Raw genomic sequence first — 8,260 nt, 5'->3', positions numbered from 1 at the left:
GTACGGGCATTACGGTGGGACACGAGAACCTCCGGTGGGAAGTGGGCCTTAGACAAGCCACACCCCACCCGGAGGTTCTCTTCACATCAAGCCAACACGCCTGCTACCAACGTCATGGCCAAGTACACCTAGCCGAAGCGCGGTGACGGCCAGCAGCATTGCCTCCCCGCCGGATACCTGGCCGACGGTGCGGTCCAGGTCTGCGGGACCCAGTCCGATGACGCGCAGCGCCTCGGCGGCGCGCTCGGCGACGTCCCAGTCTTCACCGATGACCTCGAAATCGCGTTCGGTTGCCACGCCCGCCTCGATCGCCCGAAGCGCGGCCAGTGTGGCCCCCACGCCGAGCACATCGGCTATCGACAACGTGGTGTCGAGGGTCAGCGTCTGCGGCAAATAGGCGACGTCACCGCGTGTGACGATCCGGCCGCGGGTCGGGGTCAGGTCGCCGGCGATCAGGCGAAGCAGGGTCGATTTTCCGCTGCCGTTGGCGCCGACCAATCCCGTCCGGCCGGTCGAGAGTGTGGCAGTGAGACGATCCAGCGCGACGGTGCCGTCCGGCCAGGTGAAATCGAGATCGATCAGGGTGATTGCAGAATCAGTAGGCATGGGTCTCCGAAGTGGCTGTCAGCGGTCAGGTCAGTGACGCTGTGATCCACGGCGGGGACTTCCTTTCGACTCCGGGATGAACGACCGCCACGCTAATGCCGCAAGACGAACGCCGGCAACCGATTTATCTCTAGGCTGATGCCGTGACGGATCTCCCCGACTGGGTACAGCAGCTCGACATGGGGCCACACCCCGAAGGCGGCTACTTCCGCGAGACCTGGCGCAGTGAACTCGCCATCGGCGAATCTGCGCTGCCCCCGGACTACAACGGACCGCGCAGCGCCGGCACCGCGATCTACTTCGTCCTGCTGCCCGGCCAGCAGTCCGCCTGGCACACCGTGCGCAGCGCCGAGATCTGGCTGTATCACCGAGGCAGCCCGCTGCTTCTCGATATCGGACCTGAAATGGACAGCGCCACAACGGTTCTGCTCGGTCCCGACATCGTGGCCGGCGAGCAGCCGCAAGTCCTGGTGCCACCGGGGTACTGGCAGCGCGCCCGTCCCCGCGACGACGAGCCGACCTTGGTCAGCTGCGTGGTGGTGCCGGGGTTCGACTTCGCGGACTTCGCGCTGGCCGCGCCTACTGACTAACCGACCGCAGCACGTCCCACGCGGCCGCGACCAGTTCGGCGTTGCCCGGCGCCGTCGACCCGTCGGGCATCAGCACGGTGTCCTCCAGCCCGATCCGGGTTTGCAGTCCCCGCACCCCCGCGTGCGCCAGCAGCGGCCAACAACTCTCGTCCAGACCGTGCAGCAGGATCGGCGCGGGCGAGGAGGCACTACGGATCCGCGCCAGCAGGTCGTCGGCGGTCTCGGTGTCCCCGTCGGCCCCCAGCTCGATCATCACCCGCAGGCAATGGGGCGCCACCTCGGAGCGCGCCCAGGAGTCGGCGGCCTCGGCGTGGAAGATGCCGATCTCCACGCCGATACCCCGGCTCAGCAGCAGCTGCACCAGTTCCACCGAGCCCGGCTCGTGCCAGTTGACCGAGGCGAAGTCGGGCCACACGGTCCACGACTCGACGGCCTCCAACCGCCGCTGCGGATCCGGCAGCGCCCAGAACCCCGTCGTCACTCCCAGCGGCAGGCCGGGCACGGCGTGGCGCACCGCGGTGACGGCCGCGGCCACGGTGTGGGGGGCCAGCGAATCCACCCCGTCGGCGGTCTTGGGGTGCAGGTGGACGGCTTTGGCACCGGCAGCGTGCGCGGCCACGGCGGCGTCGGCCAGCTGCTGCGGCGACACCGGGATCCCGGAGTGCTGGTCGGGGGTGCGGGCGCCGTTGATACAGGCCTTGACGTACGGAGCTGAGGGCATGCCTCATTCTCACCCGTCACGACCAAGGTTTCCGAAGTAGCGTTTCTCCCATGCGGGGCCACACCATCGTCTGCGGTGATGACGCGCTCGGTCTGCGGATCATCGACGAGCTGAACAACGCCGGGGTCACGGTCGCGCTCTCGCAGGCGCCGGAGGATCTCGAGATGGCCGGAATCGCCACTGCCGACGCCGTGATCTGTGCCGACGACGACGACGATCTGAACCTGCAGATCGCACTGCTGGCCCGGCAGGCCAACCCGACCGTGCGGGTGGTGGCCCGGCTGTCCAACGCCGTGCTGCGCGAGGCCATGGCCGAGAACAACGGGCCGGGCGCCATCCTCGACGTCGCGGATCTGGCGGCGCCGTCGGTGGTCGAAGCCTTGTTGAAGCGCACCACCCACACGATCTCGGCGGCCGGTGTCGACTTCGTCGTCACCGGCACCACCTCGACCAAAGACGGCACCCTGCGGGAGATCTACGGCGATCTCGCTCCGGTCGCCGTCATTCGCGGCGACAACTCCGAAACCCCCGGCGAGGTGATTGCGTGTCCTGGCCGCGACGTGCGGGTGCACCCCGGCGACTGGACGGCGATGATCGGCACCGCCGCCGAGCTGACCGAACAAGGCATCGAGGTCGCCAAGTCGATGCCGGCGGCCCCCCGGGCACGTCCGCTGTTCGTCCGCCTGGCCGACGCGGTGCGGGCGTTCCGCGACGACCTGAACCCGATGTTCTACCGGGCGCTCGCGGCTTCGGCGACACTGCTGGTCGGTTCGACGATCCTGCTGCGGTTGGCCTACAACTACCCGGGAATGGACTGGGTCGACGCACTCTATTTCTCCGCCGAGACCATCGCCACGGTCGGCTACGGCGATTTCAACTTCCTCGACCAGCCCACCTGGCTGCGGCTGTGGGGGGTGGGAATGATGTTCGCCGGCGTCGCCACCACCGCCATCGTGGTGGCATTCGTGGCCGACGTGCTGTTGTCGCGGCGGCTCTCACAGTCCGCCAGCCGACAGAAGATTCGCCATCTGCACCGCCACGTCGTGGTGGTGGGCCTCGGCTCGTTCGGCATCCGGGTGGCCAGCGTGCTCAAGGCGGCCGGCCACGACGTCGCGGTGATCGACCGCAACGAGGACAACCGCTACCTGTCGGCCGCGGCCGAACTGGACGTTCCGGTGATCTTCGGCGACGCCACCCTGCGCCAGACCATGGAGGCGGCCCGCGTCGGCGACGCTCGCGCGGTGGCCGTGCTCACCCAGGACGACATGGTCAACATCGAGACCGGCATCGTGCTGCGCGAAATGCTCGGCCCGAGAACGCTGCCCGAGATCCACCGCCCCGACCTCCCGATCGTCCTGCGGATCTACGACCGGGCACTGGGCACGGCGGTGGGCAAGCGCTTCAAGTTCGAATATGTCCGTTCCACCGTCGACCTGGCCACCCCCTGGTTCATCGGTGCGGCGATGGGCCTCGATGTGCTGGGCACGTTCTCGGTGGGCCAGCGGTCGTTCATGGTCGGTGCGGTGCAGGTGCGGCCGGGCAGCGAGCTCGACGGGATGAGGATGTTCGAGCTGTCCACCCAGACCCGGGTCATCGCGATCGCCAGGGACGATGCCCCCTTGCGCCTGCATCCGCGCCGCGATACCCAGCTGAACGCCGGTGATACCGCCTACCTCGTCGGTCCCTACCGCGAATTGATCGCCACCTTGCGCAAAGGCCAGTCGACGTCGCAACCGGGCGTGGCGAGCTCGCCGACGCAGACAGGTTGATCGCCTACCCTCTCTGCTCATGACGCAGTCCGGTGGACCGGTCGGCACCAGGCGGGACGACATGCGCCGGCGCGTCGAGGAACGCTACCGGCGCCTCGCGGAGTCGCGCCGGCTCAAGCCGCTGACGGCACTGGTGGCCCGCTACAACGACATCGACGGCGGCACCCAGAGTGCGGTCGTCTCCACGCAACTGTTCACCACGGTCATCCCGTTGATGATCATCGGCTTCAGCTACATGCAGGGCTTCGCCGACAATGCCAGCCCGGGAACGATCTTCACCCGGCAGTTCGCCCTGCAGCATCCGCTGAGCGACCGGCTGCGGGAGGCCTTCGGCAATTCCGCGGGGCTACGGGCGGATTGGACGCTGATCGGGGTGGCGAGTTTTCTCGTCTGGGGCATCCCGATGGCCGCCTCGGTGGCGACGATCTTCGCCAGAGCCTGGCGCCGCGAGCAGTACGGTCTGCTGGCGCGGCTGCTGCGCGGCAGTGCCTGGTTCGTGTTGTACCTGGCCACCATGGCGGTGCAGGAGCGGATCATGTTCGGCCATCACCACCACGGCGTCAGCCGGGGACTGCTGTTCGTCATCGGACTGCTGCCGGTGTGGCTGTTCTGGTCGCTGACTCCGGCGCTGCTGGTGCGCGACGGCGGCCGCGGCCTGCGCTCGCTCGCACTGGCCGGGCTGGCCGGTGTGACGATCGACGGCGTCGCGATCCCGCTGGGCGCCCGCCTGATCTTCCCCTCACTGCTGCACGACTGGGACGGCTTCGGCCCGATCGGTGTGGCGATGGCGTTGCTGATCTGGTGCGGTGCGGTGGGCGCCGGATGGGTGCTGACCGCATGCGTCGGCGCGGTGTTGTGGGAACGCAACGCCCCGTCGGCGATGGTCGTCGAGTCCCAGACCGCCTAGGCCAGGCCGAGCACCCCCAGTGCGTTGTCCTTGAGGATCAGCGAGACCACCGCGGGATCAAGACCGAGGGACTCGAAATCTCGCCGCCAGCGGTCCAGGGCGATATAGGGGTGGTCGGTGCCGAACAGGGCCTTCGTGCGCAGCTGGCGTCCGATCGCCGAAACAAGCTGGGGTGGAAAGTATTTCGGTGACCAACCGGAGAGGTCGAGGTAGACGTTGGCCTTGTGCGAGGCGATGGCGATCTGGGCGTCGACCCATGGCACCGCCGGGTGGGCCATGACGACGGTCAGGTCGGGGAAGTCGGCGGCGACGTCGTCGAGCAGCATCGGGTCGGAGTAGCGCAGCTTGATCCCGTGCCCGCCGGGCAGCGCCGAGCCAAGCCCGGTCTGGCCGGTGTGAAACAGCACGGGCACTCCGGCGGCGGCGATCGCCTCGTAGATCGGATAGAACCGGCGGTCGTTGGGTTCGAAGCCCTGCAGGCTGGGATGGAACTTGAAACCCCGGACGCCGTAATCGCCGGTCAACTCCCCCACCCGCCGCACGGCGTCGGCATCCCACGGGTCGACGGAGCCGAACGGGATGAGGACGTCGTTGTTGCGGACGGCCCCCTCGATCAGCTCCTCCAGCGAGTTGGGCTGATGGCCCGACATCGTGTGCGCGTCGATCGTGAACACGACGGCCGCGGTGTTGTGCTGCCGGTAGTGCTCCGCGAGGTCGTCGACGCGTGCGAAGTAGTCGGGTCCGAGCTTGAAGTAGCGCCCGGTGGCCTCGGCCAGCTCGTCGTCGTAGGCACAGTGGCCGGCCCCGTCGATCTCGACGTGGGTGTGGAAGTCGATCGCGTCGACCGCATGGACATCGATGGCGGGTGAGTACCGGGCGGTCATCGACGCAGTCTAGAAGAGGAGTTTGGGCCGGCGGGATGGAGAAGGATCCACCCGCCGGCCCGAGGTGCGCGCCGTAGGGTGCAGTTACCGACGCGCAGTACCAACGATCCACCCACACGGGTCCCCGCACCAGGCATTGTCAGGCCCCTCCCGGGCAGCGTTTGTCTGTCGATTTCGGGACCAAAGCCCCTACCGGGCCGGGACGCTTCCGGGCTGTACTGCGGTGTGATCAAGGTGTTCCTGGTCGACGACCACGAGGTCGTGCGGCGTGGTCTGGCCGAGCTGCTGGGCAGTGACCCCGAATTGACCGTCGCGGGTGAGGCGGCCACCGTGGCCGAGGCGCTGGCGCGTATCCCTGCGGCACGGCCCGACGTCGCGGTGCTCGACATCCGGCTGCCCGACGGCAGCGGCATCGACCTGTGCCGGGATCTGTTGGCCGCGCACGCCGAATTGCGTTGCCTGATCCTGACTTCGTTCACCGACGAGGAATCCATGCTCGACGCGATCCTGGCCGGCGCCAGCGGGTACGTGGTCAAGGACATTCGCGGCATGGAGCTCGCCGAGGCCATCAAGACCGTCGGTTCGGGAAAGTCGTTGCTGGACAACCGGGCCGCAGCCGCGCTGATGTCCCGGCTGCGCAAAGACACCGAAATCGACGAACGGTTGCGTGACCTGTCGTCAACCGAGCGCACACTGCTTCAGCTGCTGGGCGAGGGCCTGACCAACCGCGAGATCGGGCAGCGAATGTTCCTCGCCGAGAAGACGATCAAGAACTACGTGTCCCGGCTGCTGACGAAGTTGGGCCTGTCCGGGCGCACCCAGGCCGCCCTGTTTGCGGCGGAGACGTTGCGCAGCAACGATGTTTGACCTTGACGTCCGGGACGGCCTGATCGACGCGATGCTCGCGGTCTCCTCCGGGCTGGAACTCGAGAAGAAGCTGCACACCATCGTGCACACGGCAATGGGTTTGGTGCACGCTCGTTATGGTGCAGTCGGGGTGATCGGCTCCGAGCCGGTGCTGGAGCGGTTCGTGTTCGAGGGTATCGACACCGAGACCGCCGCGTTGATCGGTCCGCTGCCCACCGGGCACGGGATGCTGGGCCTGCTGTTGAACAATCCCAAAGTGATTCGCGTCGAGGATCTTTCACAGCATCCGGCGTCGATCGGCTTTCCGCCTCATCACCCGCCCATGCGCAGCTTCCTCGGCGTACCCATCCGGATCCGCGATCATGTGTACGGCAACCTCTACCTGACCGAGAAGGCGAACGGGGCGGCCTTCAGCGAAGCGGACGAGGTGCTGGTGCTCGCACTGGCCGGTGCCGCGGGGATCGCGATCGACAATGCGCGGCTGTACCAGGCGGCCCATAGCCGACAGTTGTGGATCGAAGCCACCCGCGACATCAGCACCGACCTGCTTGCCGGTGACGATCCCGCGGCCGTGCACCGCGAAATCACCGTCAAGGCATTGGCTTTGACCGCATCCGATTTCAGCTTTTACGCCATGCCGGACGATTCGGGTCACTTGGTGATCAACGCGTCGACCCGCGCCGAGTTACTCGACCGTCGGTTACCGGCGGCCGGGTCGGCGGCGGCGGCATTCACCGATTGTCTTCCGATGCGGGTCAGCGAGTTCCACGATCTGTCCGGCGAAGACGACCTGACCGCGCTGGTGCTTCCCGTCTGCGAACCCGACACCGCGACCGCCGTTCTGGTGTGTGCGGCCGGGCCGGGCAAGCGGTTCTCCGAGGCTGATCTGGACATGGCCGCGTCGTTCGCTGCCCAGGCCGGACTGGCACTGCATCTGGCGACCGCACAGCGGCGGATGCGCGAACTCGACGTGCTCACCGACCGCGACCGGATCGCCAGGGATCTGCACGACCATGTGATCCAACGGCTGTTCGCGGTGGGTTTGTCGCTGCAGGGCGCGCTGACCGCCGACCAGGCCGAAGGCGCCCGGCGGGTCACCGGCGCGCTGGACGACCTGCAGGACGTCGTCGAGGAGATCCGCACCACGATCTTCGATCTGCACGGCGGGTCGATCACACGACTGCGTCAGCGCATCGAGCAGGCGGTGACGCAGATGACCGTCGACTCGGGGGTACGTCCGGCGGTGCACATCAGTGGGCCGCTTTCGGTGGTGGACGCCGGGCTCGCCGATCACGCGGAGGCGGTGGTGCGGGAGGCCGTCAGCAATGTGGTGCGCCATGCACAGGCGCGGTCGGTGACCGTGTCAGTGACGGTGGACGACAACCTGACCATCGGCGTGAGCGACGACGGGGTGGGGATCGGCGAGGACACCACCCGCAGCGGTCTGGCCAATCTCGCCGCGCGCGCCCATGAGTGCGGAGGCGAGTTCGGCATTGCCCCGCGTCCCGGCGGCGGCACCCGGCTGGTCTGGTCGGCGCCGCTGACACTGGGTTAGACCGAGATCTCGACGGCCGGCTGCAGGATGAACAACTCGCGGCACTGCCGCTCGACGAACAGCGGGACGAACTCGCGGATGCGGGCGCCGTCGAACCGGTGATGTGCGCTGTCCACGGTGTCGCTGATGACGTGATCGGGTACGTACGGGAACAACTCGGTCAGACGGTCGACCACCTGATCGATCTGGCGCTGCTCCTCAGCACGTTCCACGCCGGACATCATCGGACGAAGTACGCGTTTCGCGCAACTACCGACTCGACGGCGGGTGTCCGTCACGTGTCGGCTCGGTGAACAAAAAGCGGTGGGCGCAGCGACATCTCACCCGTTGCGCGCTAGAAGGCTAGGTCGGCTACAGTTCG

9 protein-coding genes are annotated in these 8,260 nt (G+C 67.6%); 5 read left to right on the top strand and 4 right to left on the bottom strand.

Annotated elements, in window-relative coordinates:
• Positions 1-81 precede the first annotated feature (81 nt).
• Complete coding sequence (locus HPC46_RS24355; RefSeq protein ID WP_325096759.1) at positions 82-606, bottom strand: ATP-binding cassette domain-containing protein; 525 nt, start codon at positions 604-606, stop codon at positions 82-84.
• A 143-nt stretch (positions 607-749) separates the two neighbouring features.
• Here HPC46_RS24355 and HPC46_RS24350 point away from each other — a divergent pair, with 143 nt between their 5' ends.
• A complete protein-coding gene (locus tag HPC46_RS24350) occupies positions 750-1,196 on the top strand; it encodes a cupin domain-containing protein (RefSeq protein WP_179474732.1) in 447 nt (148 codons plus the stop codon).
• Here the strand turns inward: HPC46_RS24350 and HPC46_RS24345 are convergent.
• Positions 1,186-1,917, bottom strand: a complete 732-nt coding sequence (locus HPC46_RS24345; RefSeq protein WP_179474730.1) for a 3-keto-5-aminohexanoate cleavage protein — start codon at positions 1,915-1,917, stop codon at positions 1,186-1,188. The genes HPC46_RS24350 and HPC46_RS24345 overlap by 11 nt on opposite strands.
• 50 nt (positions 1,918-1,967) lie before the next feature.
• On the opposite strand from HPC46_RS24345, the gene HPC46_RS24340 reads away from it, so the two are divergent.
• Entirely contained in the window at positions 1,968-3,686 is a 1,719-nt protein-coding gene (locus tag HPC46_RS24340) for an NAD-binding protein (protein WP_179474728.1), read from the top strand.
• A 19-nt stretch (positions 3,687-3,705) separates the two neighbouring features.
• Positions 3,706-4,593 carry a hypothetical protein gene (locus HPC46_RS24335; protein WP_179474726.1) on the top strand — a complete coding sequence of 296 codons (888 nt, stop codon included), beginning with the start codon at positions 3,706-3,708 and terminating at the stop codon, positions 4,591-4,593.
• On the opposite strand, the gene HPC46_RS24330 is transcribed toward HPC46_RS24335, so the two are convergent.
• Positions 4,590-5,477, bottom strand: a complete 888-nt coding sequence (locus tag HPC46_RS24330) for an amidohydrolase family protein (RefSeq protein WP_179474724.1) — start codon at positions 5,475-5,477, stop codon at positions 4,590-4,592. The two genes, HPC46_RS24335 and HPC46_RS24330, sit on opposite strands and share 4 nt — an antisense overlap.
• Before the next feature lie 225 nt (positions 5,478-5,702).
• On the opposite strand from HPC46_RS24330, the gene HPC46_RS24325 reads away from it, so the two are divergent.
• On the top strand, positions 5,703-6,344 hold the full coding sequence (locus HPC46_RS24325; protein WP_179474722.1) for a response regulator: 642 nt from the start codon (positions 5,703-5,705) through the stop codon (positions 6,342-6,344).
• Positions 6,337-7,899, top strand: coding sequence for a GAF domain-containing sensor histidine kinase (locus tag HPC46_RS24320; RefSeq protein WP_179474720.1), 1,563 nt, complete (start codon positions 6,337-6,339; stop codon positions 7,897-7,899). Before HPC46_RS24325 ends, HPC46_RS24320 begins: the two co-directional genes overlap by 8 nt.
• Here the strand turns inward: HPC46_RS24320 and HPC46_RS24315 are convergent.
• A complete protein-coding gene (locus tag HPC46_RS24315; RefSeq protein WP_233716633.1) occupies positions 7,896-8,120 on the bottom strand; it encodes a three-helix bundle dimerization domain-containing protein in 225 nt (74 codons plus the stop codon). The genes HPC46_RS24320 and HPC46_RS24315 overlap by 4 nt on opposite strands.
• Positions 8,121-8,260 lie beyond the last annotated feature (140 nt).

The sequence above is a fragment of the Mycolicibacterium vinylchloridicum genome (genome assembly GCF_013404075.1).
Taxonomy (GTDB): Bacteria; Actinomycetota; Actinomycetes; order Mycobacteriales; family Mycobacteriaceae; genus Mycobacterium; species Mycobacterium vinylchloridicum.
Note: the sequence above shows the minus strand (reverse complement) of the source record. Positions and strands in the feature narration are given on the sequence as shown.